At 69.7% G+C, this 26072-nt stretch carries 26 protein-coding genes and 1 tRNA gene; 14 read left to right on the plus strand and 13 right to left on the minus strand.

What is annotated here, in order from left to right:
• Positions 1-67: 67 nt before the first annotated feature.
• Entirely contained in the window at positions 68-1090 is a 1023-nt protein-coding gene (locus RY94_RS06450) for an A/G-specific adenine glycosylase (protein WP_082046103.1), read from the minus strand.
• Positions 1091-1172: 82 nt separating this feature from the next.
• On the opposite strand from RY94_RS06450, the gene RY94_RS06455 reads away from it, so the two are divergent.
• Positions 1173-1895, plus strand: a complete 723-nt coding sequence (locus RY94_RS06455) for a hypothetical protein (protein WP_043442879.1) — start codon at positions 1173-1175, stop codon at positions 1893-1895.
• 30 nt (positions 1896-1925) lie between these two features.
• On the opposite strand, the gene disA is transcribed toward RY94_RS06455, so the two are convergent.
• The 3 genes from disA to RY94_RS06470 all read right to left on the minus strand — a co-directional run bounded on the left by disA (position 1926) and on the right by RY94_RS06470 (position 5787).
• Entirely contained in the window at positions 1926-3002 is a 1077-nt protein-coding gene (gene disA / locus RY94_RS06460; protein ID WP_043442881.1) for a DNA integrity scanning diadenylate cyclase DisA, read from the minus strand.
• 221 nt (positions 3003-3223) lie between these two features.
• Complete coding sequence (radA, locus tag RY94_RS06465; RefSeq protein WP_043442884.1) at positions 3224-4609, minus strand: DNA repair protein RadA; 1386 nt, start codon at positions 4607-4609, stop codon at positions 3224-3226.
• 50 nt (positions 4610-4659) lie between these two features.
• Positions 4660-5787, minus strand: a complete 1128-nt coding sequence (locus tag RY94_RS06470) for an FUSC family protein (RefSeq protein WP_043442886.1) — start codon at positions 5785-5787, stop codon at positions 4660-4662.
• Positions 5788-6008: 221 nt separating this feature from the next.
• Here RY94_RS06470 and pstS point away from each other — a divergent pair, with 221 nt between their 5' ends.
• From pstS to pstB, 4 genes are all read left to right on the plus strand, one after another.
• Positions 6009-7130, plus strand: coding sequence for a phosphate ABC transporter substrate-binding protein PstS (gene pstS / locus RY94_RS06475; protein WP_043442889.1), 1122 nt, complete (start codon positions 6009-6011; stop codon positions 7128-7130).
• A 153-nt stretch (positions 7131-7283) separates the two neighbouring features.
• Positions 7284-8216 (plus strand): phosphate ABC transporter permease subunit PstC, encoded by a 933-nt coding sequence (pstC, locus tag RY94_RS06480; protein WP_043442891.1) that lies wholly within the window; start codon positions 7284-7286, stop codon positions 8214-8216.
• Between the two features lies 1 nt (position 8217).
• Positions 8218-9321, plus strand: coding sequence for a phosphate ABC transporter permease PstA (pstA, locus tag RY94_RS06485; RefSeq protein ID WP_043442893.1), 1104 nt, complete (start codon positions 8218-8220; stop codon positions 9319-9321).
• 77 nt (positions 9322-9398) lie between these two features.
• A complete protein-coding gene (pstB, locus tag RY94_RS06490) occupies positions 9399-10178 on the plus strand; it encodes a phosphate ABC transporter ATP-binding protein PstB (RefSeq protein WP_043442895.1) in 780 nt (259 codons plus the stop codon).
• Positions 10179-10267: 89 nt separating this feature from the next.
• Here the strand turns inward: pstB and RY94_RS06495 are convergent, their stop codons facing one another.
• The 3 genes from RY94_RS06495 to RY94_RS06505 form a co-directional block, all read right to left on the minus strand.
• Positions 10268-11278 (minus strand): inorganic phosphate transporter, encoded by a 1011-nt coding sequence (locus RY94_RS06495; RefSeq protein WP_043442898.1) that lies wholly within the window; start codon positions 11276-11278, stop codon positions 10268-10270.
• Positions 11279-11896 (minus strand): DUF47 domain-containing protein, encoded by a 618-nt coding sequence (locus RY94_RS06500; protein ID WP_043442901.1) that lies wholly within the window; start codon positions 11894-11896, stop codon positions 11279-11281. It lies immediately after the preceding gene.
• A 214-nt stretch (positions 11897-12110) separates the two neighbouring features.
• On the minus strand, positions 12111-12758 hold the full coding sequence (locus RY94_RS06505) for a hypothetical protein (protein WP_043442903.1): 648 nt from the start codon (positions 12756-12758) through the stop codon (positions 12111-12113).
• A gap of 142 nt (positions 12759-12900) precedes the next feature.
• Here RY94_RS06505 and RY94_RS06510 point away from each other — a divergent pair.
• The 6 genes from RY94_RS06510 (at position 12901) to RY94_RS06535 (ending at position 17310) form a co-directional block, all read left to right on the plus strand.
• Positions 12901-12974, plus strand: a tRNA-Lys gene (locus tag RY94_RS06510).
• Between the two features lie 231 nt (positions 12975-13205).
• A complete protein-coding gene (locus tag RY94_RS06515) occupies positions 13206-13826 on the plus strand; it encodes a hypothetical protein (protein WP_043442906.1) in 621 nt (206 codons plus the stop codon).
• A gap of 124 nt (positions 13827-13950) precedes the next feature.
• Positions 13951-15222, plus strand: a complete 1272-nt coding sequence (locus RY94_RS06520; protein ID WP_043442909.1) for an endonuclease/exonuclease/phosphatase family protein — start codon at positions 13951-13953, stop codon at positions 15220-15222.
• Between the two features lie 249 nt (positions 15223-15471).
• Positions 15472-15705 carry a hypothetical protein gene (locus tag RY94_RS06525; protein ID WP_043442912.1) on the plus strand — a complete coding sequence of 78 codons (234 nt, stop codon included), beginning with the start codon at positions 15472-15474 and terminating at the stop codon, positions 15703-15705.
• A 148-nt stretch (positions 15706-15853) separates the two neighbouring features.
• Positions 15854-16591 carry a helix-turn-helix domain-containing protein gene (locus RY94_RS06530; protein ID WP_331375109.1) on the plus strand — a complete coding sequence of 246 codons (738 nt, stop codon included), beginning with the start codon at positions 15854-15856 and terminating at the stop codon, positions 16589-16591.
• On the plus strand, positions 16588-17310 hold the full coding sequence (locus RY94_RS06535; protein ID WP_052274028.1) for a hypothetical protein: 723 nt from the start codon (positions 16588-16590) through the stop codon (positions 17308-17310). Before RY94_RS06530 ends, RY94_RS06535 begins: the two co-directional genes overlap by 4 nt.
• Before the next feature lie 269 nt (positions 17311-17579).
• Here RY94_RS06535 and RY94_RS06540 read toward each other — a convergent pair whose 3' ends face one another.
• From RY94_RS06540 to RY94_RS06560, 5 genes are all read right to left on the minus strand, one after another.
• Positions 17580-17858 (minus strand): HPr family phosphocarrier protein, encoded by a 279-nt coding sequence (locus RY94_RS06540; RefSeq protein WP_043442914.1) that lies wholly within the window; start codon positions 17856-17858, stop codon positions 17580-17582.
• A gap of 52 nt (positions 17859-17910) precedes the next feature.
• The gene (locus RY94_RS06545) at positions 17911-20004 is read right to left on the minus strand and encodes a PTS fructose transporter subunit IIABC (RefSeq protein ID WP_043442916.1); all 2094 of its coding nucleotides are present in this window, start codon (positions 20002-20004) and stop codon (positions 17911-17913) included.
• On the minus strand, positions 20004-21023 hold the full coding sequence (locus RY94_RS06550) for a 1-phosphofructokinase family hexose kinase (protein WP_052274029.1): 1020 nt from the start codon (positions 21021-21023) through the stop codon (positions 20004-20006). Before RY94_RS06550 ends, RY94_RS06545 begins: the two co-directional genes overlap by 1 nt.
• On the minus strand, positions 21020-21787 hold the full coding sequence (locus RY94_RS06555; RefSeq protein WP_043442918.1) for a DeoR/GlpR family DNA-binding transcription regulator: 768 nt from the start codon (positions 21785-21787) through the stop codon (positions 21020-21022). Before RY94_RS06555 ends, RY94_RS06550 begins: the two co-directional genes overlap by 4 nt.
• A gap of 194 nt (positions 21788-21981) precedes the next feature.
• Positions 21982-22236: a DUF6458 family protein gene (locus RY94_RS06560; protein ID WP_043442920.1), complete on the minus strand. Its 255-nt coding sequence runs from the start codon at positions 22234-22236 to the stop codon at positions 21982-21984.
• 341 nt (positions 22237-22577) lie between these two features.
• Between RY94_RS06560 and RY94_RS06565 the strand changes: the two genes are divergently transcribed.
• Both RY94_RS06565 and RY94_RS06570 read left to right on the plus strand, forming a co-directional pair.
• Positions 22578-22847, plus strand: a complete 270-nt coding sequence (locus tag RY94_RS06565; RefSeq protein ID WP_043442922.1) for a GlsB/YeaQ/YmgE family stress response membrane protein — start codon at positions 22578-22580, stop codon at positions 22845-22847.
• A gap of 219 nt (positions 22848-23066) precedes the next feature.
• The gene (locus tag RY94_RS06570; protein ID WP_231554436.1) at positions 23067-23822 is read left to right on the plus strand and encodes a hypothetical protein; all 756 of its coding nucleotides are present in this window, start codon (positions 23067-23069) and stop codon (positions 23820-23822) included.
• On the opposite strand, the gene RY94_RS06575 is transcribed toward RY94_RS06570, so the two are convergent.
• Entirely contained in the window at positions 23819-25066 is a 1248-nt protein-coding gene (locus RY94_RS06575) for a DUF445 domain-containing protein (RefSeq protein WP_052274118.1), read from the minus strand. The genes RY94_RS06570 and RY94_RS06575 overlap by 4 nt on opposite strands.
• A 130-nt stretch (positions 25067-25196) precedes the next feature.
• Between RY94_RS06575 and RY94_RS06580 the strand changes: the two genes are divergently transcribed.
• Positions 25197-26063, plus strand: a complete 867-nt coding sequence (locus RY94_RS06580; RefSeq protein WP_156135044.1) for a glycerophosphodiester phosphodiesterase — start codon at positions 25197-25199, stop codon at positions 26061-26063.
• The last annotated feature ends 9 nt before the right edge of the window (positions 26064-26072 follow it).

Here is a 26072-nt window from a genome sequence, read left to right on the forward strand (position 1 = left end):
TGTGCGGGGGAGCCCCGGCCGGCCCGGCCGGCTTCTGCCCGCCCGCTCTCGCGCCCGGGTGTCCCGTTCAGCCGGGCAGTCGGATCCCCTGGGCCAGTTCCTCGGCGAGCCCATCGGCGAGGAGGCCGGCGAGGGCCCGTTCGAGCTGCTCGGTCGGTGCCCGCAGCCCGTGCAGGGCCGCCAGGGGGCCGGGCAGGGAGACGGCGGGACCGGTGGCGCCGTCGGACGATCCCATGCCGAGGTCCACGGGCGCTTCCAGCAGGAGGGGCCGCGGGACCGGGGCGTCGGCGTGCCGCAGCACGGCGACGATGGCGCCGCGCACCTGCCGGTCCGTCCCGGCCCAGGCCTGGCCCTTCGGGACGTAGTCCGGGGCGGGCCGTCCCGCGGCCACCCAGGCGCAGGCGTCCAGCACGGGACAGGCGTGGCACTGCGGGGCCCGGGCCGTGCACACGACGGCCCCGAGTTCCATCACGGCGGCGTTCCACCGGACGGAGAGCGCCTCCTCGCGGGGCAGGAGTGCCACGGCGCGCTTCGTCTCGGCGGCCGTCAGCGCCGGGGCCGGTAGGGCGCTGCCCCCGACGAGGCGCGCGTGGACCCGGCGGATGTTCGTGTCGACGACGGTCTCGCGCCGGCCGAAGGCGAAGGCGGCCACCGCGGCTGCGGTGTAGGTGCCCACCCCGGGCAGGGCCAGGAGGTCGTCGTAGGTGGAGGGGACGGCGCCGCCGTGGCGCTCGAGGATGGCGGTCGCCGCGGCGTGGAGGCGCAGGGCGCGCCGGGGGTAGCCGAGGCGCCCCCAATGCCGCACGGCGCTGCCGGAGGGTTCCCCGGCGAGGTCCGCGGGGGTGGGCCAGCGGTCGAGCCACTCGTGCCAGACCGGGAGCACCCGGACCACGGGGGTCTGCTGGAGCATCACCTCGCTGACGAGGACGCCCCAGGGGGAGCAGTGGGCATCCCGCCACGGAAGATCACGCGCCGAGTCGGCGAACCAGTCGGTCACCCGGCCGTGCAGTGCGGCCAGGGTGGTCGGTGCCGCGCCGATCGCGTCCGTGGGTCGTGCGCGACCGGCGGACGTCGCGGTGCCGGGTTCCATGGGTGCTCCTGGGTTCTTGTCCTGAATACTCTATCCACCGGCGCGGTGCCCGGAAGAACGGAGGACCCCCTAGCCTTGATGGATGGAATCCACGGAGCATGGCACGGGACCGACAGGCGGCGGTGGGCGGCGGCCGAGCCCCGGCGTGTACCGGCGGCGGCGCCTGGCGGTGACCATCCTGGCGCTCCTGGTCGTGGCGGCGCTCGCCGTCGGGGGTGCTGTCGCGGCGGGGCTCTTCGGCCGGCAGGACACCGCGGACGGTCCGCCCGCGGCCGGACCGACGACCTCCCCGACAGGCCCCGCCTACTCGGCGAGCCGGACGCCTCCGAGCGCGAGTGCGTCGCCGAGTGCTGCTCCCTCCTCGGCGCCGGCATCCCCCCGTGCCAGTGCCACTGCCGACGGGAGCCCGTCGGCGTCGGACAGGTGCGATCCCGCCGACGTGGTGGTCGTCGCCGACACAGACGAGCGCACCTACGCCCCGGGGGAGCCCCCGGTCCTGTCCCTGGTCATCCGCAACGGGGGGACTGCGGCATGCACGGTGAACGTGGGTACCTCGCAGATGGAGTTCGTCCTCACCCATGGCGCGGAACGCGTCTTCTCGTCGGTCGACTGCCAGGAGTCCTCGGAGGATCTCGACCGCGTGATCGGACCCGGCGGCGAGGAACGGGCCACCTTCGAGTGGACACGCAACCGCACGGTCCCCGGATGCACCGTCGTGGAGGAGGAGCCGGCCGAGGGCAGCTACACCCTGACCACGCGGCTGGGTGCGAGGAGCAGCGCCCCGGTGACGTTCACGCTGCAGTAGGCCGGCAGCCGCGCCGGGTGGCGCAGCGGCCTACATGAAGCGGTCGAGGAGGCTCGTCTCCGCGATGCGCGACAACCCCTCACGGACCGTTCGTGCGCGCTGCTCGCCGATGCCGTCGACGGCCATGAGGTCCTCGATGTTGGCGGCCATGAGGTTCTGCAGGCCGTCGAAGTGCTCCACCAGCCGGTTCGCCACGGCGGGCGGCATGGCCTTGATGCCCGAGAGCAGCCGGTAGCCCTTCGGCTGGATGACCGCCTCCAGCGAGTCCAGGGAGGGATTGAAGCCCAGCACGCTGGCGATCGTGCCGAGGTCGATGAGGTCCGTGGAGCTGAAGCACTGCAGTGTCGCCACGCGCTCCTCGACCGGCGCCGTGCTGCTGCCGAGGTCCATGTAGTCGCGCAGCACCATCTCGCTGCCGGGACCGAGGCCCGTGGTGAGCTCCTCCACCTGCAGCGAGAGCAGGCGGCCGTCGACACCGAGTTCCAGCACGTACTGCGAGATCTCCTCGGAGATCCTGCGCACCATCTCCTGGCGCTGCAGGGTGACGGCGACGTCGCGCACCGTGACCATCGCCTCGATCTCCAGGGCGGACAGCGAGCTGGTGACCTGGTCGAGCCGCGCGCGGTACCGCTCGAGGGTGGCCAGCGCCTGATTGGCCCGGGCGAGCACCGGCTCGGAGCCCTCGAGGACATGGCGCAGGCCGTCGATGTACAGGGCGATGATCTGCATCGACTGGCTGACGCTGATCACGGGGAGGCCGGTCTGCTTCGCGACCCGCTCGGCGGTGCGGTGGCGTGTCCCGGATTCCTGCGTCTCGATGGTGTGGTCGGGCACCAGCTGCACCGCGGCGCGGAGGATCTTGCTCGCGTCCTTGTCGCAGACGATCGCGCCGTCCATCTTCGCGAGTTCGCGCAGGCGCGTGGGGGAGAACTCGATCCCGATGTCGAAGCCGCCGGAACAGATGGAATCCACCGTGCGGTCGAAGCCGAGGACGATCAGCGCACCGGTCCGTCCCCTCAGGATTCGCTCAAGACCGTCGCGGAGGTGCGTGCCCGGGGCTACTCTGGCGAGGGTGGCTTTGAGCGCGTCCTCGGGAGTCCGAACCATGGCCCCATCCTTTCACCGCCCGCGCTCCTGAAGGCCCGGCGCAGTCGGGCGGCCGCCGTCGAACCCCGGACGGTGGTCGAACCCCGGGCGGCGGGCAGCGGCTCCCGGCGTAACGCCGGGGCCGCACCTAATACTACCGGCGCGCACAAAATCTTCGGTACCCACCGGAGATGCAGCACCGTACCACGCCCGCGTCCCGCCGTTGAGCCGCGGGCGGTACCTCAGAACAGCAGCGCCAGGGCCTCCGCGAGCGTGGAGACCTCCCGCACCGAGAAGCCCTTCGGCACCGGTCCTGTACCGGCGGGCGAGGCGGGGACGATCGCATGCGTGAAGCCGAGACGCTGCGCCTCCTGGATGCGCCGGCCGATGCCCGGGACCGGGCGCACCTCGCCTGCGAGGCCCACCTCCCCGAACGCCACGAGCCGCGCGGCCAGCGGATGGTCCGTCTTCGCGGAGGCGATCGCCAGCGCGACGGCGAGATCGGTGGCGGGCTCGGTCAGCCGGACCCCGCCGACCGTCGCGACGTAGCTGTCGTCCTTGTGCAGGCTGACCGACGCGCGGCTCTGCAGTACGGCCAGCAGCATCGCGACGCGGGAGCTGTCGAGCCCGCTGGTGGCACGCCGCGGCTGGGAGTTCGGCGACTCGGCGAGCAGGGCCTGGACCTCCGCCAGGAGCGGGCGCCGGCCTTCCAGCGTCACCGTGATGCACGTGCCCGACACGGGGTCCTTGGTGCGGGACACGAAGAGGCCGCTGGGGTCGGCCAGCCCCTCGATACCGCTGTCCGTCAGGTCGAAGCAGCCCACCTCGTCCGTGGGCCCGTACCGGTTCTTCACCGCGCGCAGGAGGCGGAGGCGGGAATGGCGCTCGCCCTCGAACTGGCACACGACGTCGACGAGGTGCTCGAGGAGCCTCGGTCCGGCGATGGAGCCGTCCTTGGTGACGTGCCCCACGAGCAGCGTGGTCATCCCCCGCGCCTTCGCTGCCCCGATGAGCGACGCCGCGACCTCCCGCACCTGCGTCACCCCGCCCGCGCTGCCGTCCACCGCGGCGCTGCTGAGCGTCTGCACGGAGTCGACGATGAGCAGGGCGGGGTCCACCTTCTCCACCTGGCCGAGCGCCTGGCCGAGATCCGTCTCCGCGCTCAGGTACAGGGAGTCGGCGACGGCGTCGATCCGGTCTGCCCGCAGCTTCACCTGGGCCGCCGATTCCTCACCCGTCACGTACAGGACGTTCTTGCCGAGCCGGGCGACCCGCGCGGCGACGTCGAGGAGGAGCGTGGACTTGCCGACGCCCGGTTCGCCGGCGAGGAGGATCACGGCACCGGGCACCAGCCCGCCGCCGAGGACGCGGTCCAGCTCGTCGATCCGGGTGGGCTGGTAGCCGGAGAGTGTCGCGTCCACCTCGGCGATCCGCCGGGCCGGCGTCGTGACCGCCGTGGCGGCAGTGGTGCGCGCGAGGACCTGCCCGGTCTCCTCGACGGTGCCCCACGCCTGGCACTCGCCGCAGCGACCCACCCACTTGGCGGTGGTCCACCCGCATTCGGCGCAGCGGTAACCCGGAGTGTTGTTGCGACCCGCACGTGAGGCGGGGGAGGTCTTCGTGGCCATGCTGTCAGGCTACCGGCGCCCACCGACAGCCCCGGCCACGCCGGCGGTCCTCAGAGCCGCGGCAGGTAGTCGGCGGCGTCCTCGTGCGGGAGGCCCGTGGCGCTGAGCAGGTCCACGATGAGCGGCCGGAAGAGGAGCACGAGGCCCTCGCCCTCGAGGCGGCTGATGTGGAGGGTTTTGGGGTGGAGATCCGTCGCGACGGCCGCCAGTTCGTTGCGTGCCTGCCGCAGATTGAGGCGCCGCTCGGCGGGATCGCCGGCCGACAGGGCGCGGCTCAGCACGTCGACGGCGTCGGCCGTGTCCTCGAGGGAATCGCTCAGGGCGTCGATCGCCTCGTCGGTGAGTGCCGCGTGGTTGATGACGGAGGTCAGGCGGCGGGAGAACACGCGGCTGTTGCGGATGGCGAGGTCGATGGAGTCGATGGCGTCCCCCAGGGAGCCGAGTTCCTCACGGTGGCGCCGGTGCGCGGGGGAGATGCGTGCCACCTCCCGGGCGGCCTTCATGCTGCCCGTCAGGCCGTCCAGCTGGGACTGGCAGTTCCGCGCACGGATCAGCGCGTGCCATGCCAGCGTGGAGTCGCTCTTCCGGAGGGCCGAGGCGCCGTCGCGGAGCACGCCGGAGAGTTCGTCCAGGAGCCCACGCACGTTCGTCTTCGGCTCACGGCGCGGGTCGCGGGGCAGGAACACGGTGATCACGAGCGCGAACAGCCCACCCACGATCGCGTCGGCACTCCGCGTGAACGGCCCGCCCTCGGGCGCCGGGAGCAGCACCACCAGCAGCGACTGCAGTCCGAGCTGCGTCGTGAAGATGGTCCCGCTGTCCAGGAACCGGGCCAGCAGGATCGAGATGAACAGCACGAGGGCGGCCTGCCACAGACCGGTGCCGAACAGGGCGAGCAGGAGATCCCCTACTGCGATCCCGAGGGTGCAGCCGATCGCCACCTCGAGGACGCGCCGCAGGCGGGGATCACGGGAGAAGCCCAGCGAGATCATGGAGGACGTCGCCGCGAACAGCGGTCCGTTATGGCCCAGGACCTGCTCCGCGAAGGCATAGGCACCCACCGCACAGACGGTCATCTGCAGGGCGGGGACCACGGAGTTGGCGCTGCGCTTGACGCCGATCCGGGAGCGCTTGCGCAGGAAGTCCAGCGTGGTGGACATTCCCTGGCGCGGCGGCATGGACCCAGTCTAGGAGGTGCGCCCTGCACCGGCGCGCCCCCCTTCGGGCGTGACGTGGCGGACCGGCGGGGGAATGGACCAGCGCTGTTCACCTTCCGTTAATGTTCTTTGGTCAGTCTCTTCACCTGCGCTACCTAGCTTCGATGGAGTACAGGAACGCGTACATCTCTCGAGCGCCGTCCGCGCATCGATGAATTGATCCCTGGAAGGGGCAAAATCTAGTGAAGGTTCTTCGCTTTGGCCGCGCTGCGGCAGTTATCTCTGTGGCCGCGCTGGCGCTGACCGCATGTGGTTCCGACAACGCCACGGGCGAGCCCGCCGCATCCGAGGGCGGCAACGCGTCCGAGGGCGCAGCTGCTGTCAGCGGCACCCTGACGGGTGCAGGTTCTTCCGCGCAGAACGCGGCGATGACGGCCTGGCAGGAAGGATTCTCCTCGGCCAACAGCGGCGCCACCGTGCAGTACTCGCCGGACGGTTCCGGCGCGGGCCGCGAGGCCTTCCTCGGGCAGGCTGCCCAGTTCGCGGGCTCCGACGCCTTCCTCGACGACGAGGAGTACGAGGCCTCGAAGGAGTTCTGCGGTCCCGACGGCGCGATCAACATCCCTGTCTACGTCTCCCCGATCGCCATCGCCTTCAACCTCGAGGGTGTCGATTCCCTCAACCTCGACGCCGACACCATCGCGTCGATCTTCCGCGGCGAGGTCGCCACCTGGGACGCCGAGCCCATCGCCTCGCAGAACCCGGACGCCGAGCTCCCCAGCACGCCGATCACCGTGGTGCACCGCTCCGACGACTCGGGCACCACCGAGAACTTCACGGAGTACCTCGCCGCCGCCGCTCCCGAGGTCTGGACCGACGAGGCCGACGGCGCGTGGCCTGCCGCCTATGTTGCCGAGAACGCCCAGGGCACCAACGGCGTCGTCTCGACGACCACCAGCACCGACGGCGCCATCACGTACGCCGACGCGTCGGCCGTCGGCGATCTGGGTCAGGTCAGCGTCAAGGTCGGCGAAGAGTACGTGCCGTTCAGCCCCGAGGCCGCGGCTCTGGCCGTCGAGACCGGGACTCCGGTCGAAGGCCGTTCGGACGTCGACATGTCCCTCGAGCTCGAGCGCGACACCACCGAGTCGGGCGCCTACCCGGTCGTCCTCGTCTCCTACCACATCGTCTGCAGCACCTACGAGGACCAGGAGACCGTCGACCTCGTCAAGGCCTTCGAGTCCTACGTGGTCAGCGAGGACGGCCAGCAGACCGCCGAGGGCTCCGCAGGGAACGCCCCGATCTCCGACAACATCCGCACGGACGCCGAGGCCGCTATCGAATCCATCACGGTAGCCTCCTAACCGATGCTGATGCCCCGTCCGGTTTCCCTCGGGAACCGGACGGGGCTGTCCACTGTCCGGGGTCCTGCTCGATGGGGACGCGTAGTCGAGGTTCCCGTACCGTGAAACTGTTCTGAGCGCGCAGCGCCCACCACCCGCTATGAAGGATTCCCCGTGTCGACCAACACCCTGACCAGAAGTGACGTGGGAGGGAAGTCCGGAGACAAGATCTTCTCCGGCGCCACCCTCGCGGCAGGCTGCCTCATCCTCGCGATCCTCTTCGGCGTCGCACTTTTCCTCGTCATCGAGGCGCTCCCGATCTTCGGCGCGGATCCTGCGGACATCACCGGTGGTGAGGGTTTCGGGGCCTACATCTTCCCGATCGTCATCGGGACGATCATCGCAGCGTCGATCGCGCTCCTGATCGCGACGCCCCTCGGGATCGGCGTCGCGCTCTTCATCTCGCACTACGCGCCGCGGCGCCTCGCCCAGGGCTTCGGCTACCTGGTGGACCTCCTCGCGGCGATCCCGTCCGTCGTCTACGGGGCCTGGGGATACGCGGTCCTCGCACCGCAGCTCGCCATCGGCTACGGCTGGCTGGCGGAGAATCTCGGCTGGCTGCCCATCTTCGAAGGACCCGCGAGCCAGACCGGGCGCACCATCCTCACGGCGGGCATCGTCCTGGCCGTCATGGTCTTGCCCATCATCACCTCACTCAGCCGGGAGATCTTCCTGCAGACGCCGACACTCCACGAGGAGGCGGCGTTGGCCATGGGGGCCACGAGGCTCGAGATGATCCGCATGGCCGTCCTGCCCTTCGCACGGGCGGGTATCGTCAGCGCGGCGATGCTGGGCCTCGGCCGGGCGCTGGGAGAGACGATGGCCGTCGCGCTCGTTCTCTCCGGAGGGGCGCTCACAGCAAGCCTCATCCAGTCCGGCAACCAGACGATTGCGGCGGAGATCGCCCTCAACTTCCCCGAAGCCTTCGGCCTGAGGCTGAGTGAGCTCATCGCTGCCGGCCTGGTGCTCTTCGTCATCACCTTGGCAGTCAACATCATCGCGCGCTGGATCATCAGCCGCCACAAGGAATTCTCAGGGGCAAACTGACATGAGCAGCTCAACACTCCAGAAGCGGCGCTCGCAGCTGACGAAGGGCAGGATGCCCGGGTACGTCGTGTGGGTGGTCCTGGCTGCGGCGGTCGTCCTCGGCGCAGCAGTCTCCGCCCTCATCGGATTCAACGTGATCGTCTGGGCCATCCTGACCGCGGTGTTCTTCGTCGCCGGTGCCACGATCATCACGGCGGCCTTCGGGGGCACACGCAAGGCCTCCGACTCCCTCATGACGTACCTCGTCTACGGCTGCTTCATCATCGCCCTGCTTCCCCTCCTGTCGGTCATCTGGACGGTCCTCGTACGGGGCCTCCCGGGGTTGTCCTACGACTTCTTCTTCACCTCGATGAGCGGCGTCACGGGAGCCACCGACAATGCGTCGGCGGAGAACGGGACGCCCGTCCTGGGCGGCGCCTACCATGCCATCATCGGGACCCTCCAGATCACTTTCTGGGCCACGCTCATCTCCGTTCCCATCGGATTGATGGCGGCCGTCTACCTCGTCGAGTACGGGACCGGCGGACGGCTCGACCGCGCCATCACGTTCTTCGTCGATGTCATGACCGGCATCCCGTCGATCGTCGCGGGCCTGTTCGCGGCGGCGTTCTTCGGACTCCTGTTCGGTCCCGGAACCCGGACGGGTTTCGTGGCGGCCGTCGCGCTGTCCGTGCTGATGATCCCCGTGGTGGTCCGCTCCACCGAGGAGATGCTGAAGATCGTCCCGAACGAGCTCCGTGAGGCCGCCTACGCACTGGGGGTCCGCAAGTGGCGGACGATCGTGAAGGTCGTGGTGCCGACCGCCATCTCGGGCATCGCCTCCGGAGTGACGCTCGCCATCGCGCGGGTCATCGGGGAGACGGCGCCCATCCTCGTCACGGCGGGCTTCGTGAGTTCGATCAACACGAACGTGTTCGGCGGCTGGATGAGCACCCTGCCGACGTTCATCTACTATCAGATCCTCACGCCGACGTCCCCCACCAACATCGATGCCAGCACCCAGCGCGCCTGGGCGGCGGCACTGATCCTGATCCTGATGGTCATGCTCCTCAACCTGGCCGCCCGTCTCATCGCGCGCGCCTTCGCCCCGAAGACCAGCCGATGACGGCACCTTTCGCCTCGCTTCAGACCTCTCCCACGACCGGCCGCTGACAGCACGCGGTTACTACCGATAAGGAAGCAATGTCCAATCGCATCGACGTCAAGGACTTGAACGTCTACTACAGCAAGTTCCTTGCCGTGGAGGACGTCAACATCAACATCGAGGCACGTTCGGTGACGGCGTTCATCGGCCCCTCGGGCTGCGGCAAGTCCACCTTGCTCCGCACGCTCAACCGCATGCACGAGGTCATCCCCGGTGCCCGCGTGGAGGGGGAGGTGCTGCTCGACGGTGACAACCTGTACGACTCGGACGTGGACCCGGTGACAGTGCGCGGACGGATCGGCATGGTCTTCCAGCGCCCCAACCCGTTCCCCACGATGTCCATCCGCGACAACGTGCTGGCGGGCGTGAAGCTCAACAACAAGCGCATCAGCAAGTCGGATGCCGACGACCTCGCCGAAAAATCACTGCGCGGCGCGAATCTGTGGAACGAGGTCAAGGACCGCATGGCGCGTCCCGGCTCGGGACTCTCCGGCGGACAGCAGCAGCGCCTGTGCATCGCCCGCGCCATCGCGGTCTCGCCCCAGGTGATCCTCATGGACGAGCCCTGCTCGGCGCTGGACCCCATCTCCACGCTGGCCATCGAGGACCTCATCAACGAGCTCAAGGCCGAATACACCGTGGTGATCGTCACGCACAACATGCAGCAGGCGGCGCGCGTGTCCGACAAGACGGCGTTCTTCAACATCGCCGGAACGGGCATGCCGGGCAAGCTCATCGAGTACGGGGAGACCACGGCGATCTTCAACAACCCCGCCGTGAAGGCCACCGAGGACTACGTCTCCGGCCGGTTCGGGTAGGCGCACCCCCGCGACAGCGGCAGGACGACGGCGGCTCCCGTGGGGGCCGCCGTCGTCGTGTCCGGCGACCATGCGTGCCCGGTGCCGATCTACAGGAGCGGGCTGAGGGCCAGGAAAAGGACCGCTCCGAGGAGGGCGGTGGCCGGGGCCGTCGCGAGCCACACGCCGAGGATGCGGATCACCCGCGGGCGCTCGACGGAGGCGAACCGCTGGTTCGCGCCGGAGCCGACGATGGCCGCGGCCATCGTGTGCGTGCTGGACAGAGGCATGTGCAGGGAGATGGCACCGACGAACAGCATCGCCGAGCTCACGCCCTGCGCCGCCATGCCCCGCAGCGGGTCGATGTGCACCAGGCGGTTGCCGAGCGTGTGGGTGATCCGCCATCCGCCGAAGAGGGAGCCCGTTGCCAGGAGCACGGCGGCGAACAGCTGGACCCACAGGGGCATCTCGGATCCGGCCGCGTAGCCCGAGCCGACCAGGGCCAGCAGGATGACCGCCATGGTCCGCTGCCCGTCCTGGAGCCCGTGCCCCAGTGCGAAGGTCCCGGCCAGGACGGACTGCGCCATGCGGTTCCCACGGTTCACCTTCGCCGGTGACCCGTGGCGCAGCAGCCACGTGGCGGGGAACACCGCCGCGTAGGCGAGGAGGTACGCGACGATCGGTGAGAGCACCAGGGGCACCGCGATCTGCAGCAGCAGTGTCTCGCCCGCACCGCTCATCGCGGGCCCGTTCGTCAGCTGCGACGCGGCTCCCGCGCCGAGGATGCCCCCGAGGAGCGCGTGGGTCGACGACGACGGCATGCCGCGATACCAGGTGATCACGCCCCAGAAGCAGGCCGCGAGCAGCGCCGCCATGAGGATCCCGAGCCCGGTCGGCCCGGAGGGGAGGCCGATGGCGGCTTCCGTGAAGAACAGCGCCAGCGCCGTGCCGAGCAGTGCTCCGATGAAGTTGAAGAGGGCCGCGAGCAGGACGGCGACCGTGGGCGTGAGCGCGCGGGTCCGCACGGCGGCAGCCACCGAGTTGGACACGTCGTGGAAGCCGTTGAGGAAGGCGAATGCGCCTGCAGCGATGACCACCGCGCCGAGGAGGAGCGGCTCCACCTACGATTCCTTGACGAGGATGCTGCCCACCTGGGTTGCCACCCGCCGGATGTCCCGGGTGACGTCGACGAGCTGGTTGGCGACGTCGCGGTGCCGCGCGTAGACGAGCGGCTTGTGGTCGGTGAGGAGCTCGGCGCACCAGCTGCGGTGCGTCCGTTCGGCGCGCCGGGCCAGCCGCAGGATCTCGATCCAGTACTCCTCGAGGTCGTCCATCGAGTCCAGGCGCTGCATGGCTACCGCGGTCAGCTCGGCCTGCCGGTTGATCACCTCGAGCTGGTCGGCGGCCCGGTGGCTGAGCTTGCTCAGCTTGTACAGGGCGATCAGCTCCCCGGCGCCGTCGAGCTTCTCGATGGCCTCGTTGAGCAGGCGGGACAGGGCATACAGGTCCTCGCGCGGCAGCGGGTTGATGAAGGAGGTCCGCATCGAGGTCAGGAGGGCGAAGTGAAGGTCCGTCGAGGCCGATTCGTGCTGGTGGAGCTCCTCGGACAGGCGGTCGTACTCCTGGGTCGAGGCACCGAGGATGGCGGACATGGTCCCCACGCCGAGCACGAGCTGCCGGGCCATGCGGGAGAGGAGTTCCAGCCCAGCGTTCTCCTGCGGGAAGAGGCGTAGTCTCACTAAGTCTTCCTCAAAGGACACGGGCCGTCAGCAGACCGACGGCGGCCTCGCTGGATGCGGGAGGGCAGAATAGTGGCGTCGAACCGGGAGCGCCTCTCGGCGGAAGGCCGCTCGAAGCGGCTGAGTGTTGAAGCCCGGGGGTTCCACGGTCCGACGCCGACTTAAGTCTTGCCCCCACCGGAGCCGCTGTCAACATCGGCTCCGGGGAGGGGGGTCAGTCGAGCTCCCCGCGCCGCCAGGACGCCGCGGCGTGCTCGAGATCCTCGGCGGTCTTGATGAGCTGGTGCGAGTTGCGGGTGAGTTTCGTGGCGTGGGGGCCGTTGCCGACCTCGGCGTCGTCGGCGTGGTTCGCCTGTCCGAGCGCGACCACGCGGCAGAACGCGGCGAAGCGTTCGAGCGCGACGTCGAACTCCCCCTCGAACGCCCCGGACAGGATGGTGTCGGCCATCGCGGCCATCTCCACCGCCCCCGGTGGCTCGGCGACGCCGGCCACGACCTTCGAGACCTGCGCGGCCTCCTTGCCCGAGGCGAAGTACGAGGCCATGCGTTCCGGGTTCTGCTGGGTGGCCGCACGGAGCGCGTAGAGGCGCCACAGGGCACCGGGCAGGGACCGCGGCGGACTCGCCGCCCACATCTCCGCGATGGCGTCCAGGCCCTGCTGGTCGGCGAGTTCGACGAGCCGGCGCGTCACGTCCGGATCGTCGGAGTCGCGCCCGTGATGCACCAGGGCGTGGGCGGCCATGTGGGCTGCCTCCGAGACCCTCGACGGATCGATTCCCCCCGCGAAAACCTCGAAGTCCGCGGGGGCGAATGGCTTCGGCTTGTGGGGCCGTGGGCTGTTGTTCCTGTATTCGCCGTCCATGGAACGAGGATACTCCTGGGCGATTTCGGGCAGGAAGGCGGGAGCCCCGGGGCAGTCCTCGGGGCAGGGACGATTGCGATAAAGTAAGCGGGTCGGCGCCCGACGACGGTATCCACGGATGCGACGTCAGGGTGCGTGGCGCGGGCCCTTAGCTCAGTTGGCTAGAGCAACGGACTTTTAATCCGTGGGTCGTGGGTTCGAGCCCCACAGGGCCCACCCGCAGGTGGAGAAGGACCCCGGCCCGGCCGGGGTCCTTCTTCATGTCCGGTCCGCGGAGCGGACCATCCCTCTCCCCGTGATGCCCGGACCCGATGAGCAGCGCCCCCGGGTACATGAAGTCCCCAGCCGATCGGGGATTGACTCGGGGCGCCCGCTCGTTTGAACTGGTAGGAGCTGGTGCCGGTGGGTGTGCCGAGAGGCCTGCCGAGCCGCAGCGGAGAGGGATTGATGGACGCCGTCGCCCTGATGGGTAGCCTGGCCGCCTGTGCCGCCATGGTGGGTGCCGCCGCGCTGACCGCGTGGCGCGTCGATGCCGTCTCCCGGCGCGGCGGTGAGGCGGACGACCCCTTCTGGCTCGCTTTCGGTGGGGCGGTGGTCATCGCCGGGGCCGGCGTCGTCGCCGCAGTCCTCGGAGCCGCATGGCCGGCGTTCGTGGTGGGCATCACCTCCTCCACGGTGGCCGTCGCCTGGACCTTCCGCCGCCATGACCAGCGGCGCCGCCGCTCCGAGCAATCGTCGCGGGAGGCAGCCAGGAAGGACCTGCGGCGCCGCCACGACGACGTGCTGCGGCGGTGGGCGGACTACGACGTCGATCCGGGCAAGGCCATCCACTACCCGGGCATGCACGACTCCGGGCACCCTGCCGTACGCCCGGTGGTGCGGGCCGTCCGCGCGGCAGGGTCGGCCCGCGACACCGTCACGTCCTCCCCCGACGACGAGGCCGGGGAGGCGAGGTACGCGACCGCGGTGGCCCGGCTGGAGCAGGCGTTCGCTGCGGCCGAGCGGGACCTCGGCGCCCTCGAGCCGCGACGCCCGGGACGGCATCGGGCCACCCCGGGCCGACCCTGAATCGTTACCTCCGGGCCTGCTCCCCGACGCTTTCCGCGGCTAGGCTCAAGTTACCCGAGCGAACAGTTTGGGGGAGGGCGAGGCCGGAGTGCCACGCCATCCCGCCGACCCGAGGAGGAAAGCGATGCGACTCCCAGCCCGCTGCGCCACCGGCCTGCTGGCCGTCTCGCTCCTCGTGGTGCCCGCACCCCTCGCCGTCGCGAATCCGGCCGACGATACGCGCACCGTCCTTTCCGGCAGCGGCCGGGGCGCCGGGCAGGAGATCCGTTTCGCCACCTACAACGCGAGCCTGAACCGGTCCTCGGCCGGCGAGCTGGTGCGGGACCTGGAGACGCCCGGCAACGCGCAGGCGAGGGCGATCGCCGAGGTCCTCCAGATCAACCGCCCCGACGTGGTGCTCCTCAACGAGTTCGACTACGTCCCGGGGAACCGGGCCGCCGACCTGTTCGACCAGAACTACCTGTCGGTCGGCCAGAACGGCAAGGCGCCGCTCGACTACCCCTACGTGTACACCGCGCCGTCGAACACCGGTGCTCCCAGCGGGTACGACCTCGACAACGACGGCTCGGTGGGCGGCGCGGACGACGCCCTGGGCTTCGGCGCGTTCGAGGGCCAGTACGGCATGGTCATCTACTCCAGGTACCCGATCCTCACGGAGTCGGTGCGGACCTTCAAGGACTTCCTGTGGAAGGACATGCCCGGTGCGCTGCTGCCCGACAACCCGGCCACGAAAGCCCCGAGGGACTGGTACTCCGCGAGCGAACTCGCCGTGCTCCCGCTGTCCAGCAAGTCCCACTGGGACGTGCCGGTGAGCGTGGGCGGGAAGACCGTCCACGTCCTGGCGAGCCACCCCACCCCTCCCGTCTTCGACGGTGCGGAGGATCGCAACGGCAGGCGCAACAGCGACGAGATCCGCTTCTGGTCCGACTACATCACCGGCGGGACCGACGCCTCCTACATCTACGACGACGACGGGACGGCCGGCGGTCTCCAGCGCGGTGAACGCTTCGTCGTGATGGGCGACCAGAACAGCGACCCCCTCGACGGCGACTCGGCGGCCGGGTCGATCGACCAGCTGCTCGGCAACAAACTGGTCCGGGACCCGCTGCCGTCGTCGAGCGGTGCCACCGAAGCCTCGGCGTTCCAGGGCGGGGCGAATGCCGGCCATCGAAGTGATCCCCGCTTCGACACCGCGGACTTCGAGGATCTCGACGCCGGCAACATCCGGGCCGACTACGTCCTCCCGTCCCGCACGCTGCGGGTCGCGGGTGCAGGGGTGTTCTGGCCGCGGGCGGGCATGCCCGGGTCGGAACTGACCGGGATCTTCCCCTTCCCCACGAGTGACCACCGCCTCGTCTTCGTCGACGTCACGCTGCACGGCATCCGCCGGCGCTAGCCGATCGGCCGGTGGACGCCTCTTGTCCCGCCGCTTCGGCCGGGTGTACGGTCATGGGCATGAGGACACTTCTTTTCCAGTAGGTGAGCAGGCTTCGGCCGAGCTCCACGCCACTTGTCGATGACACCCTCCAAGGGCGCCCACTGAATCTGTCCGGTCCTCCCAGCACGCGTGCCGCAGGTCTTCCTGCGCCCCGCACGCTGACTGTCCAGACGTGTTCCGCGGGCGTCCGCACCCGAAAGGAACACCATGACCAGCACGCCCCAGAACCACCAGCCCCAGGATGACGCGTCGGCCGCCGCCGCCGACAGCATGCCCGCGGCGCCCGGCGCCCGGAAGCTGCAGGACGACCCCCGCGCGCAGCTCGCGCTGGCGAAGAAGAACCACGCCGCCAGTCCCGCCGCCGCGACCGGGGCCGGCCACGCCAAGGCCGCGCACGAGAGCAGCAAGCAGGGAAAGAAGGAGAAGAAGGTCCGCTGGTAGGCCCCGCGGGGCGGCCGATGCCGTCCAGCCACGGGCTGCCGCTTAAGTGGAGCTGGCTCCGAGTTCTGCGTATGGGGGAATCGCAGAACTCGGAGCCAGCGATCTCAGTATACTTCGACAGGAGACAGGAAAGTCCAATCGAAAGGTGATGATGGCCGTCACAGCCAAGGCGTTCCAGCTGTGGCGTTCCCGAATCGCACCCGACGACACCGTGACCGATCTCTGCAGGGTCGCGGGCATCAAGCGGTCCACCCTTGCCCAGCAGCTCGTCCGGGGCAAGGTCTCGGTGCCGACCATCGTGGCCATCGCCCGCGCCTACGGGCTGCCGCCCGCGGAGGCACTCGCCGAGTTCGAGGGCTACGGCGACCTCCCGGCCGGCATCCGGACGCCCACCGACGCGGAACTCGTGAGCCAGGTCTCGCACATCGACATCCTTCGACTGCTGGTGGCCCGCAGCGAGGACACGGAGTGCGCGGGGACCGGCCTGCAGCTGAACCTCGCACCCTTCCCGCACCGGAACTCGGTGCGGGCCTGGATCGAGGCGATCGACCCGGGTGACATCCGCCAGCAGCTGGCGGCCAGTACCGGTGTGGCCCGCCAGAACCTGTCCGCGCAGCTCACGGCGGGCCGGCTCGCACCCGAGATCGCCATCCAGGCCGCCAGGATCGCCGGCGTCTCCCTCACGAGCGGGCTCGTGGTCACCGGGCTGCTGACACCGCACGAGGGGGGCTGGCCGGAGGACGGGCGTGCCCGCGCCCTCTGCGGGCTGAGCGACCTCGAGCTCGTCTTCCTCGCCCGTGACCGCCTCGACGTCCTCGGCAAGCAGATCCGGCGGGCCGAGCTCGACGACGGCAAGGACCGCGCACTGTGGGAGAACCTCGGATGAATGCGACGACGATCCAGTGGGCCGCTCTCGGCCTGTGCTCGGCCGGAGCCGCAGTCCGTATCCCCGGCCTGCGTGAGGGCAGGGGACGCACCATGTTCGTGGCGCTGGTGCTTCTCACCATCGCCGTCGGCCTGTCGATCGAGCCGATCTACCTGGCGGTGGATGCGGCCCTCGGCGGAGTGAACATCGCGAACCTCCTGCTACGGCTGGCGCTGTACGCCGTCTTCCTCCTCTTCGGTATCCGGATGGCGGCGGCATTCGGGTCCACCCGCGCCCGGCGCCTGATCGTGGGACCCTTCGGCCTGTCGATCGTGGCCCTGACCGTCGCGGCGACGCTCTACTTCTTCGTGGCCAGTGAGCTCGCGGGAAGCTCCACCGGCCTGCATGCCTTCGGGGAGCAGGACACCGTGCAGCAGTATGCCGCCGTCGGCCGGCTCTATCCGGGGTATGTGGCCGCCTGCCTCGTGATCCCGGCGGCGCTGTCGGCCTTCGACCGGCATGCGCGGATCGTCCACCGCTTCGCGTGCGCCCTCGTGGCCTGCGGCAACGCGCTCGTCGTGGTGTTCGTGCTGCTGAGGCTGACCACCGTGGACCTGATGTACTGGGACATCCTCCTGCCGTTCTCGGCCATCCTGCTGACCGTCCTGGGCCTCTGCCTGATCTGGGTCAGCCATACCGTCGGCAGGAAGAGCGCCGGCTCCGCGAACAAGCTCGCGTAGAACCTGTTACCGATCAGCCCCGATTGCACTCCGTGCAGGAAAAGTGACGTGATGTGTCCCGTAGGTATTCACGTTTCCATGATCGTATGAGAAAATTATGATTATGTAACTGCCGCTTTCCGTGGGGGGTCAGCGGATCGTTACCCGGCAGGCGGGCGCTTCCATCGGAACGGATGGACTCACCTGCTGGTCCCATGCTGGGGACGCAAAGAAGGGCACCACCCGCCACGTATACACGGCGGATGGTGCCCTTTTCGTCGTGGTGCAGGCTATGCGGCGTCGTGGTCGGTCTCGATGATGCGGGCCAGGGCCTCGAGTGCGCTCTCGGCACCGTCACCCTCGGCACGCAGGACGACGACGTCGCCGTGCGAGGCGCCGAGGCTCATGAGGGAGAGGATGCTCGACGCGTCCATGGCCTCCTCGGCGGGCTCGCCGTCCATCGCGATGGTGACCTCGAGGGGAAGCTCGCCCGCTGCCTCTGCGAAGATCGATGCCGGGCGGGCGTGCAGCCCCACGCGGCTCGCGACGGTTGCCTTGCGTTCTGCCATGATGTGCTCCTTTGTGGTGAATGGGTCCCAGTACAGCCAAGCCGACTGTGGGTCAGGCTGCAACCGGCTCTGCGGCGGGGGTCTCCGTCTTGCGGGTCGCGTAGCGCTTGAGGGCGACCACCGCGAGGGCCGAGATGACCGTGCCGACCGCGATCGCGACCAGGAACATCGCGAAGTTGCCGATCGCGAAGAAGACGAAGAAGCCGCCGTGCGGGGCCTGCGAGGTGACGCCGGTGGCCATGACGATGGCTCCGGCGGCGGCAGAACCGAGCAGGGATGCCGGGATGACGCGCAGCGGGTCGGCTGCCGCGAACGGGATGGCACCCTCGGAGATGAAGCTGGCACCGAGCAGCCAGGCGGCCTTCCCGTTCTCCCGTTCGGGTGCGGTGAAGCGGTTGCGGTCGATCACGGTGGCCAGGGCCATGGCGAGCGGCGGGACCATGCCGGCGGCCATCACGGCCGCCATGATCTGCAGGGGCGCGACGTTGTCGATCGACGCGGCACCGAGTCCGGCGACGGCGAAGGAGTAGGCCACCTTGTTGACGGGGCCGCCGAGATCGACGGCCATCATGAGTCCGAGGATCACGCCGAGGCCGATGGCGGCCGTGCCGGTCAGCCCTGACAGCCAGGCATTGAGGCCCGCGGTGAGGGCGGCGATCGGTCCGCCGAGCAGGAGGAACATCAGGCCGGACGCCACGATGGACGCCACGAGCGGGATGATGACCACCGGCATGAGGCTGCGCAGCCAGCGGGGCACGGACAGGCGGCCGATCATCATGGCGGTGTACCCGGCGAGCAGGCCGCCGACGATACCGCCGAGGAAGCCTGCGCCCATGAAGCCCGCCACGGCGCCGGCGACGAAGCCGGGGGCGATGCCGGGGCGGTCCGCCAGGGCGTACGCGATGTAGCCGGCGAGGGCCGGGACGAGGAACCCGAGCGACAGCTGGCCGATCTTGAAGGCCACGGCCCCGAGGTACTCGCCGAGGCCTCCAGCCGGCAGGTTCGTGAGGCTGTTCTCGAGGACCACGGTGTCCGCGGTCTCGGTGATCAGGTAGCCGCCCAGGAGGAAGCCGAGGGCGATCAGCAGACCGCCACCGGCGACGAACGGGATCATGTAGCTGACACCGGTGAGCAGGGCGCGCTTCAGCGTGCTGCCGACGCTGTCCCGGCCGCCGTCGTCGTCCGACTGCTGGCCGTCGGCCGTGCCGGTGACGCGCCGGGCGTTCGGGTTCCCGGCCGCGGCGAGGGCCTCCTCCACCATCTCGCCGGGCTCGTCGATGCCGCGCTTGACGGGCGAGCTGATGACCGGGAGGCCGGCGAAGCGCTGCTTGTCGCGGACGTCGACGTCGACGGCGAAGATCACGGCGTCGGCTGCGGCGATGACCGCGGGGTCCAGCGGCGTGGCGCCGGAGGAACCCTGGGTCTCGACCTGGAGGTCGATCCCGCGCTCCTTGGCTGCCGCGACGAGGGAGTCGGCGGCCATGTAGGTGTGGGCGATGCCGGTGGGGCAGGCGGTCACGGCCACGAGGCGCCGTACCCGGGTGTCCGTGGCACGCGTGTGGTCGACGGCGGGTCCGGTGGTGTCCGTCCCGGCGGGCGAGGTGCCGAGCGTGGCTGCGGCCTCGCTCGAGCGGGAGCCGGTGGCGGACGCGGCGGGAGCGCCGGCGGAATGGGCTCCGGCGGCCGGCGCGTCGCCGAGGCCGAGGGCACCGTTGACCAGGGCGACGACGTCGGCCGGCGACTGCGCGGCGCGCAGCGAGGCTGTGAAGTCCTTCTTGATCAGTGACCGCGCGAGCTTGGACAGCAGTTTCAGGTGCTCCTGGTCCGCGCCGTCGGGCGCAGCGATGAAGAACACGAGGTCCGCCGGGCCGTCCTTGGCCCCGAAGTCCACGGGCGGTGACAGGCGTGCCATGGCGAGGGTCGCCTCCGAGACGGCCGTGGAGCGGCAGTGCGGGATGGCGATGCCGCCGGGGATGCCGGTCGAGGTCTTCTCCTCCCGGGCCAGTGCGTCGGCGTACAGGCCGTCGACCTCCGTGGAGCGGCCCTCGGCGGCGACCCGCTCCGCGAGGTGGCGGATCACCGAGGAACGGTTCTCCCCCAGGTCCTTGTCCAGAGCCACGAGCTCCGGGGTGATGATGTCGGACATCAGAATTCCTCCTGTTGGGGCCCTGCGATGGACCCGATTGCGCTCGGTACGATCACGGCCTGCGTGACCTTCAGGGGTGTGACCACGACGACGGTCGGCGTCGTCTGGTCGAGGGATGGGACGGTGGACCCGGGAAGGGCGGCGGCCGCCGATCCGTGGGCGACGGCCTGGCGCAGGCAGTTCTCGGGACGTTCTCCTGCAGAGTGCGCCAGCAGGTAGCCGGCCAGCGCGGAATCGCCCGCGCCGACCGTGGAGCGTGCCGTGACCGGCGGGTGCACGGCGTGCCACGCTCCCGCGTCCGTCACGAGCAGGGCGCCCTTGGATCCAAGGGTCGCCAGAACCGCTCCAACCCCCGCGGTGACGAGCACCGCGCAGGCCTTCGCGGCCAGTTCATGGTCCTGCTCGAGCTCGTCGCCCGTACCGATGCCGGTCAGCTCGCTGAGTTCCTCGGCGTTGGGCTTCAGCAGGTCAGGAGCCGGGACGCCGGCGGCGGCCTCGATGAGGGGCTCCCCGCTCGAGTCGATCGCGATCAGGGGCGCCGCCGGCCCGTACGCCGTCCGCACCGCAGCGGTGACCGTCGTGTAGAAGGTGGGCGGGACCCCGGGGGGCAGGGACCCGGCGAGGACCAGCCAGTCCGCGCCGTCGCTCTCCGCGACCACGACCGCGAGGAGTTCCTCGAGGCTGGCAGGGGAGAGTTCGGGGCCGGGTTCGTTGATCTTCGTCGTCGTGCCGTCGGGCTCGGTGACGGCCGTGTTGATGCGGAGCCCGGCGCCGATCGGCAGGTTGCGGAAGGGGAGGGAGATGCTGCGCAGGTTCGCGAGGACCGGATCGTCGTCGTCGCCGGGCAGGATGGCGAGGGTGCGGATGCCGGACATCGCGAGGGCGCGGCTCACGTTCACGCCCTTGCCGCCCGCCTCCTGCACCACGTGGATGGCGCGCTGGACGGCTCCGCGCACGAGGGGCTCGCTGAGCCCCACGGTGCGATCGATGCTCGGGTTCGCGGTGAGGGTCACGATCACGCGACGATCACCTCCACGTCGGCATCGGAGAGGGCCTCGACGAGGGGTCCTCGGGGTGTTCGGTCGGTGATGAGGGCATCGATATCCTCCAGGTTGGCGAAGCTGGTCAGGGTCTCTTCGTCGAACTTCGACGAATCCGCCAGGAGCACCACGCGCCGGGCGGAGCGGACGATGGCGGTCTTTACGGCCGCCTCGTCCACGTCGGGCGTGCTGAGGCCGAAGCCGGCCGCGAGCCCGTTGGCGCCGATGAAGGCGATGTCCGCGCGAAGGCGGGAGAAGAAGGCCACGGTGCTGCTGCCCACAGCGGCGCTCGTCAGTGCGCGGACGCGGCCGCCCACGAGCTCCACGCTCAGGCCGGCACCGGAGATCAGGGCGGCGATGGGGACGGAGTGGGTGACCACGGCCAGGCCCGCGTGGCCTTCCTCGACGAGCAGGTCGGCGAGGGCTCCGGTGGTGCTCCCCGCATCGAGCACGACGGCGCCGGTCGCGGGAAGGAGCGCGAGGGCTGCCTGCGCGATGCGCCTCTTCTCCGGGGAGTGCTGCGCCGAGCGGCTGGTCAGGCTCGGTTCGTTCGTCGTCGCGCCGCTCCCGGCGATGGCGCCTCCGTGGACGCGCCGCAGGACGCCGTCGTTCTCGAGGAGTGCGAGATCCCTCCGGACGGTCTCCTTGGTGATGCCGAAGCGCGAGGAGAGCCCTGCGACGGTGACGCGTCCGTCGGCGGAGACCAGGCTGCTGATCTGGCGATACCGCTCTTCCGCGAACATGGGGACTCCGTCGTCGGTGCCGTCGGTCGGGCCGAGGCATGTGGCTTTATCTTTGTTTGAGTGACTCTATCTTTGGTTTGGTGTGACGTCAAGCACTTTTAACACCGCGGGTGGACTCCGTGTCCGACGGGCGCAGGGAGGCGCACACAAGGAAGGCCGGGACATCGTCCCGGCCTTCCTGAAGGGGTGTGGGGCTAGAGCCCCGCGTCGCGTGTCTCGTTGCGCGTGATGGTCTCACCCGTGTGGGGATCGACGATGGATCGCGATTCCGAGACCCGGTTCTGACGGCGCGGCGCCGCGAGGACGAGGGAGGCGATCAGGCCCAGCGCGCCCACCGCCATGAGGATGTACCCCACCAGGGTGATGTCGACGAAGCCGACCTCGGCCTGAATGGCAAAAGCGAGAATTGCACCGAGTGCAATAAGAAAGATTGAAGAACCGATTCGCATTGGTAATACTCCTTCAGTGTGGGCTCGATGGGAGTTTCATTGGAATTCCCCAGCGGTTTCACTTCCAGTGCCACCCACTCCCGGGACGGCCCGCCTGCGGTCATCCTACGGCGTGGTACGGCGCGCGCGTCGGAGGCGAGGCGGCACCCCGGCGGTGAGGTCCATAACAATCAGGGAAAGATTTACCTGCACCCTGCTAAGTAGGGTTAGCAAGGTGGCAGGATTGCACCCTAAGCAGACTGATGAAGTACACTTAAGGCGAGTTGCACCCCGGTGCATCGAACTATCAGGTGCCGCGCTGCCCTGGGCGGCGTGGCGAATATCACTCAAGGAGCATTTTTATGGGAATTTTTGGTTGGCTTATTCTGGGCCTTCTCGCCGGTGCGATCGCAAAGCTGATCCTCCCGGGCCGTCAGGGTGGCGGATGGATCATCACGCTCGTCCTCGGCGTCGTCGGAGCCCTTCTGGGCGGATTCATCGGTAGCGCGATCTTCGGTGTCGGAGTCGACAGCTTCTTCGACCTGTCGACCTGGCTGCTGGCCATCGGTGGCGCACTGATCGTGCTCGTCATCTACGGCGCCGTCACGGGCCGCAAGGGCTCGCGCGTCTAGTCAGCAGTATCAGCCGCACCATGGGGGAGCGGTTGTGGAACGGGCGTCATCGGTCACCGGTGGCGCCCGTTCCTGTTCTCCCACCCCGCCGGAAGCGCTCTGCGCCGGCAGCAGAACCCCGACCCGGCAGCGCACGCCCCACCTAGAATCATTGCCAGCAGCACACCGATCACCGGCGGAAGGACCACGATGTTTGGCCGTAACAAGGAGAACCCAGCCGTGAAGGCTGCGAACGGGACGCTGTTCGACAAGGACGGCAACCCGAAGCCCGCCATCCTCCGTGGCATCGAACGTGCCCTGGACATCCAGCGGCCCCTGATCATCGCCAACATCGACAGGCTCCGGCGCCGCCACCCGGAGGCGTCCCCCGCGGAGCTGACGCGGCTGCTCGAACGCGACTACCTGCGCGCGACGACGGTCGCCGGAGCGGCCGTCGGCGCGACCGCCGCCGTCCCCGCCGTCGGCACCCTCGCCGCACTCGGGCTGTCCGGTGCCGCGACGATCGGGTTCCTCGAGGCCACGGCGCTCTACGCCGAGTCGGTCGCCGAACTGCACGGCGTCCGCATCCAGGACCCCGAGCGGTCGCGCACCATGGTGATGGCCATCCTCATGGGCGAGGAGGGCACCGCACTCATCCGCTCCGTCCTGGGGTCGTCCGCCGGGCAGGGCGCGCCCCAGTACTGGGGTCAGCTGGTCAACAAGTCCGCTCCGGCGTCGCTGGTGAAGACCCTCACCGGGTCCATCCAGCGGCGGTTCGTCAAGAAGTTCCTCGCCAAGCAGGGCGGCTTCATGCTGGGACGTGCCCTGCCGTTCGGGGTGGGCGCCGTGATCGGCGGAACCGGCAACCACCTCATGGGCAAGGCCGTCATCCGCACCACGCGTGAGGCGTTCGGCCCGCTGCCGCAGACCCTTCCGGGCGAGCTGGCCGAAGTGCTGCAGCTCCCCGAGCCGCATGCGCGGAAGAAGCGGGCCTAACCGAAGATCGCGTGGGCGGCGGAGAAGATCAGCAGGCCGGCCAGGGAGCCGACCACGGTGCCGTTGATACGGATGAACTGCAGGTCCTTGCCGACCTGCAGTTCGATCTTCCGTGACGTCTCCTCGGCGTTCCAGCGACCCACCGTCTCGGAGATGACACCGGCGATCTCGCTGCGGTAGGTGCGCACGGCGTAGGAGGCGCCGTCGGCGATCCACGTATTGACCCTGTGGGCGAGGTCGGCATCGCTCGTCAGCCGTGTGCCGAAGTCGCGTACAGCCGCCTTGAACTTCGAGGTCAGTTCGCTGTCCGGATCGTTGACGGCCTCGAGGAGGGCGGTCTTGATGGTCGACCAGGTGCGCGCGGTGAGGTCGCGGACCCGCGGATCGTCGAGCAGCTGGCCCTTGATCTCCTCGGCCTTGGCGATCGTCTCGGGCTTGTGCTGCAGGTCCCGCGCCAGGTCCCTGAGGTACTTGTCGATCGCGATCCGGACATCGTGCTGCTGGTCGTCCTGGATGGCGCGGATGAACTTCGACAGTTCGGCGTGGACGCGGTCACCGACGACTCCGTCGACGAGGCGGGGGACCCAGGTGGGGGACCGCTGGGCCACGACGCGCGTCACGACCGCGTAGTTGGCGTCCACCCAGTCGGCGGCGCGGTCCACCAGCAGGTCCACCAGCCGGTGGTGGTGCCCGTCCGCGAAGACGCGTTCGGCGATGCTGCCGATCGGCGGCCCCCACGGCGGATCCAGCAGGTGCTTCCGGACCATGGATTCGATCACGGACTGCACGGCGTCGTCGTTCAGGACCGTGAACATGCCGCGGATCAGCGCAGCTCCCTCCGCGGCCACCCGGTCGGCGCTCTCCGGTTTCGCGAGCCAGGCCCCGGCCTTCTGGGCGATGCGCGCCGAGTCCAGCTTGGCCCGCACCACGTCCTCGGACAGGAAGTTCTCCTCCACGAACTGGCCGAGCGATTCGCCGATCTGGTCCTTCTTGCGCGGGATGATCGCGGTGTGCGGGATGGGGATGCCCATCGGGTGCTTGAAGAGGGCCGTGACGGCGAACCAGTCGGCGAGCGCGCCGACCATGCCGCCCTCGGCCGCGGCGCGGACGTACTGGAGCCAGGGATAGGTGTCCTGCAGCGCGAAGGCCACCACGAAGATCACCGCCATGAGGGCCAGCAGCCCGGTTGCGAGCATCTTCATGCGGCGGAGGGCGGCTGCCCGTTCCGCGTCGGTATCGGTCATCTGCGCGTTCACCCTCCCGAGTCTATCGACGGAGGCCTCCCGCGCGCCGCGGGCCGGCTGCCCATGGTGCCCCGATCGGCCGGTCGCGTACGGTGAGGGGGACATCAATCACCATGTGAGGGGATGCCCCGTGCCTCCTGTGATCTTCGCTCATCGCGGCAGCAGCGGCACCTATGCCGAGCACACCCGCGCCGCCTACCTGCAGGCCCTCGCGGACGGCGCCGACGGCGTCGAATGCGACGTGCACCTGACCCGGGACGAGCAGCTCGTGTGCATCCACGACACCACGCTGGACCGCACCACCAGCGGGTCGGGCCGTGTGGCCGACCACACGCTGGAGGAGCTGCGCGGGCTCGACGTCTGTTCCTGGAAGGGCGCGAGCATCCCCGCGGAGTACGGCAGTCCGTCCGAGCAGTTCCTCACCCTCGCGGACCTGATCCTGCTGCTGCGCCGTGCGGGGCGCCCGGTCCGGCTGGCGATCGAGCTGAAGCACCCGAGCCCTTTCGGCCTGCGGCTGGAGGACGCCCTGATCGCCTTCCTCATGGACGAGGGGTGGGACCCGGAGTCCTCGATGCTCGGCAGCATCGAGGTGAGTTTCATGAGCTTCAACCCCGATTCGATGCGGCAGCTCGCCGAGTCGGCGCCGCCCCACATGCTGTGCCAGCTGGTGTCGGACATGAAGCCCAAGGAGGTGCGCGCTGCACTGCGCTTCGGCCCGCTCACCGAGGGCGCACTGATCACCGTCATGCGACGCGCCCTGAAAGAGGGTGAGCAGCTCGTGAACCGCCATCAGGTGGGCATGGTGGGACCGGGCATGCGGTACACCCGCACCCATCGCGGACGCGTGCGCCGCTGGGTCGGCGACGGCGTGCGGGTCCGGGTCTGGACCGTGAACTCGGTCAAGGACGCGCTGTACCTCGCGGAGCTCGGGGTGCAGGAGCTGACGACGGATTACCCGGCGCGGATCCGGGCCGCCTTCGAGGGTCAACACGGCTGACCGGGCGGT

Source organism: Arthrobacter sp. L77 (assembly GCF_000816565.1).
In the GTDB taxonomy this organism is placed as follows: domain Bacteria; phylum Actinomycetota; class Actinomycetes; order Actinomycetales; family Micrococcaceae; genus Arthrobacter_D; species Arthrobacter_D antioxidans.

Coding starts and splice junctions, on each gene's coding strand:
- RY94_RS06545 (WP_043442916.1), bottom strand. CDS start 20,004: ATGTCCGACATCATCACCCCGGAGCTCGTGGCTCTGGACAAGGACCTG.
- disA (WP_043442881.1), bottom strand. CDS start 3,002: ATGGTTCGGACTCCCGAGGACGCGCTCAAAGCCACCCTCGCCAGAGTA.
- RY94_RS06555 (WP_043442918.1), bottom strand. CDS start 21,787: ATGTTCGCGGAAGAGCGGTATCGCCAGATCAGCAGCCTGGTCTCCGCC.
- pstA (WP_043442893.1), top strand. CDS start 8,218: ATGAGCAGCTCAACACTCCAGAAGCGGCGCTCGCAGCTGACGAAGGGC.
- RY94_RS06525 (WP_043442912.1), top strand. CDS start 15,472: ATGACCAGCACGCCCCAGAACCACCAGCCCCAGGATGACGCGTCGGCC.
- RY94_RS06455 (WP_043442879.1), top strand. CDS start 1,173: ATGGAATCCACGGAGCATGGCACGGGACCGACAGGCGGCGGTGGGCGG.
- RY94_RS06470 (WP_043442886.1), bottom strand. CDS start 5,787: ATGCCGCCGCGCCAGGGAATGTCCACCACGCTGGACTTCCTGCGCAAG.
- RY94_RS06530 (WP_331375109.1), top strand. CDS start 15,854: ATGATGGCCGTCACAGCCAAGGCGTTCCAGCTGTGGCGTTCCCGAATC.
- RY94_RS06540 (WP_043442914.1), bottom strand. CDS start 17,858: ATGGCAGAACGCAAGGCAACCGTCGCGAGCCGCGTGGGGCTGCACGCC.
- RY94_RS06560 (WP_043442920.1), bottom strand. CDS start 22,236: ATGCGAATCGGTTCTTCAATCTTTCTTATTGCACTCGGTGCAATTCTC.
- RY94_RS06535 (WP_052274028.1), top strand. CDS start 16,588: ATGAATGCGACGACGATCCAGTGGGCCGCTCTCGGCCTGTGCTCGGCC.
- RY94_RS06450 (WP_082046103.1), bottom strand. CDS start 1,090: ATGGAACCCGGCACCGCGACGTCCGCCGGTCGCGCACGACCCACGGAC.
- RY94_RS06575 (WP_052274118.1), bottom strand. CDS start 25,066: ATGACCGATACCGACGCGGAACGGGCAGCCGCCCTCCGCCGCATGAAG.
- RY94_RS06505 (WP_043442903.1), bottom strand. CDS start 12,758: ATGGACGGCGAATACAGGAACAACAGCCCACGGCCCCACAAGCCGAAG.
- RY94_RS06565 (WP_043442922.1), top strand. CDS start 22,578: ATGGGAATTTTTGGTTGGCTTATTCTGGGCCTTCTCGCCGGTGCGATC.
- RY94_RS06520 (WP_043442909.1), top strand. CDS start 13,951: ATGCGACTCCCAGCCCGCTGCGCCACCGGCCTGCTGGCCGTCTCGCTC.
- radA (WP_043442884.1), bottom strand. CDS start 4,609: ATGGCCACGAAGACCTCCCCCGCCTCACGTGCGGGTCGCAACAACACT.
- pstB (WP_043442895.1), top strand. CDS start 9,399: ATGTCCAATCGCATCGACGTCAAGGACTTGAACGTCTACTACAGCAAG.
- RY94_RS06515 (WP_043442906.1), top strand. CDS start 13,206: ATGGACGCCGTCGCCCTGATGGGTAGCCTGGCCGCCTGTGCCGCCATG.